2 protein-coding genes are annotated in these 3,056 nt (G+C 76.2%); both read left to right on the top strand.

Annotated elements, in window-relative coordinates; translation table 11 throughout:
* The coding region (locus RIF89_RS13070) for a glycosyl transferase (RefSeq protein ID WP_309069533.1) at positions 1-1,949 on the top strand (1,949 nt) is incomplete at its 5' end.
* Positions 1,946-3,056: DUF5719 family protein (locus RIF89_RS13065; protein ID WP_309069532.1), on the top strand; the 1,111-nt coding region annotated here is incomplete at its 3' end. The genes RIF89_RS13070 and RIF89_RS13065, both read left to right, overlap by 4 nt.

Here is a 3,056-nt window from a genome sequence, read left to right as displayed (position 1 = left end):
TCGCGGCGATCACGCGTTCGCGGGGGGAGATCCGCGCCATCCGCACCGGTTCGTGGGCGCAGATCGCGCCGTTGCGGGCGACGAACGCGCAGCTGCGCGAGCATCAGGACCCCGACGACGGCGAGCCGGTGATCCGCCGCGAGCTGCGGTTCTTCTCGGGCGGTGGCGCCTGGGCCGTCCTCGGAGCGCTCGCGGTCTCCGTGCTGGCGTTCCTGCCCCTGCTCGCGTGGCCGGTGCTGGGAGGCGGCGCGCTGCTGCCGTTGCGGGACACGCTCGCGGGCCTGTGGGAGGACGCCTCGTACGGCGCGCGCGCGACCGGGATCGATGCGGTGGGCCCCGCCGACCCGTTCGCGGGCCTGGTCGCCGTCCTCGGCTCGCTATGGCCCGCGCGGCCCTCGTTCGCGCTCGTGATGCTGTGGGTGCTCGCGCTGCCGCTCGCGGTTCTCGGGGGCTGGTTCGCCGCCACGCGCGTGTCCGAGCGGTCGGGCGTGCGCGCCACCGCCGCCGTGGTGTGGGCGCTCGCGCCGACGTTCCTCGTCGCGCTCGTGGAGGGCCGTCCCGCGGCCGTGCTGCTGCACCTGCTGCTGCCGTGGCTGTTCTTCACCGCGACGGTCGCGCACCGCTCATGGGGCGCCGCCGGTGCGGCGTCCATCCTGCTGATCGGGGTGCTCGCGTGCGCGCCCTCGCTCGCGCCCGGGATCGCCGTGCTGTGGGTCCTGGCGCTGCTGCTCGCGCTCGCGTTCCGGATCCGACGCGGCCTCGCTCGCGTGCTGTGGCTGGTCGTGCCGAGCGTCGCGTTCTTCCTGCCGCTCGTGCAGACGCAGGTGTCGCGCGGCACGCCGTGGGCCCTGCTCGCCGATCCCGGCCGCCCCTGGGCGGGGCCGGGGGCGGGGGAGCCCATGCTGCTCGCGACGGGTTTCCCCACGGCCGATCCCGGCGGGTGGGGAGCGCTGCTGACGTGGTTCGGCGCGACCGATCCGGTGACCTTCTGGGTTCCGCTGCTGCTCGTGCCGCTCGCGCTGCTGGCCCTCGCGGCGCCGCTCACGCCTCGCTGGCGGGCGGGGATCGGCGCGGTCGTCGTGGCGGTCGTGGGGCTGGTCGCGGCACACGTCTCCGCGGGCGTGCAGGTGACTGCGAGCGAGTCCGCCCCCGTGCCGGTCTGGCCCGGCAGTGCCCTGAGCCTCGCGTGGCTCGGCGTGGTCGCCGCGGCCGCCGTGACCCTCGACGCGGGGATCCGGCGGCGCGGCCGGTCCGCGCTCGCGGGTCTGGTCGCCGCGGCGTGCGTCGCCGTGGTCGCGGTTCCGGCGCTCACGGCGCTCGCCCGGGATGAGGCGCAGCTGACGAACGGGCCCGCATCGACGCTGCCCGCCTACGTCACCGCGCGTGCAGCCGACGAGCGCGATCTCGGCACGTTCGTGCTGACGGCGCAGCCCGACGGCGGGGTCGCGGCCCGGCTCGTCTGGGGAGCGAGCGAGACGCTCGGCGGGCAGTCGTCGCTGCTGGCGACCGATCCGCGCGTGGACGAGGAGGATCGGATGCTGGCCGAGATCGCGACCGACCTCGTCAGCGCGAGCGCGGGGGAGGTCCAGGACCGGCTCAGCGAGGCCGGCGTGCGCTTCGTGCTGCTGACCGCGGGTGCCTCCGGCACGGCGGAGTCGGACGCCGCCCGCATGCGGCGGCTCGACGCGATCACGGCGATCGATCAGCGTGCGGGCTTCGTGCGCGTCGGCGAGACGGCGAAGGGCGTGCTGTGGCGGCTGGACGCGGACCCGCTGCCGCGACCGGGGCTGGATGAGCAGGCGCAGACGACAGCCCGCTGGATCGCGACCGCGCAGGGCGTCGCGCTGCTCGTCGCGCTGCTGCTCGCGGTGCCGACCTTCGCCTCGCGGCGCGAGGCGCGACGCGTGCCGCGCGTCGTCGGGCGCGGCTACGAGGAGGCGGACGCATGAAGCTCAGCGACCTGACGCTCACGGGCGCGCAGCGAACGCTCGGTGCGCGACTGATCGTCGGCGCGGTGACCGCGCTCGGCGCGGTTGCCGCGGTGACGGCCGCGGCGGCCCTGCCCTGGCCAGCGGTCACCACGCCGCCCGCATCCGTCGAGGTCACGCCTGCGCCCGCCGAGACCGTGCTGTCCTGCGACGGCCCGGTGCTCGCGCTCGGTCGCGCGGTGGACGATGCGGGATCGCTCACCGTCGCCGGCGAGAGCCGGATCACGGCCGGAAACGACCGGGGCGAGCGCCCCGAGTCCGACGTCATCGCGCAGCCGACCGTCGCGGGCGAGGCGGCGACGACGCGCTACGTGCAGCGCCCGGAGGGCCGCGAGGCGGTGTCGGCGGCGGCCGCCGCCTCCGCGAGCGTGTCCGACTCCGATCTGGCGGGATTCACGGCCTCGGCCTGCCGGCCGCCGCAGATGGAGTCGTGGCTCGTGGGAGGCGAGACCGAGACGGGAACCACCGGCATCCTGCTCGTCGCCAACCCGGGGGACGTGGACGCGACCGTGCAGATCACGGTCTACGGCGCGGCGGGCGCTGTGACGCCGCCGGGCGGCGCCGCCGTGCCGATCCCGGCGCGCACCCAGGTCGCGCTCCCGCTCGCGGGGCTCGCGGGCGGCGAGCAGAGCCCCGTGCTGCGTGTCACGGCCACCGGCGCGCCCGTTCGCGCGAGCCTGCAGTCGACGCTGATCCGCACGCTCGATCCGGGTGGCATCGACAATCAGTCGGCCGTGCGTCCGGCGACGATGCAGGTGATCCCCGGCCTGCGGATCGTCGGAGGCGCCACCGAGACCGAGGGGGCCGCCACGATCGCACGGCTGCTGTCGGAGAGCGACACCACGGCGACCATCACGGTGACGGCGGAGGACGGCTCCTCCGCCCGAGAGCCGGAGCCCGTCGAGCTCACCGCCGGCGCGCCGCTCGAGGTCGATCTGGGCAGCCTCGAATCCGGCGCATACACCGTGACGGCGACGGCCGAGGCCCCTCTCGTGGCGGCCGTGTGGCAGACGACGGGCTTCGGCGCGGACGCCGACTTCGCCTGGAACACCGCGGCGCCCGCCGTGA

The organism is Microbacterium sp., from assembly GCF_031178525.1.
In the GTDB taxonomy this organism is placed as follows: Bacteria; Actinomycetota; Actinomycetes; order Actinomycetales; family Microbacteriaceae; genus Microbacterium.
This window is presented reverse-complemented; position numbering and strand designations above follow the sequence as displayed.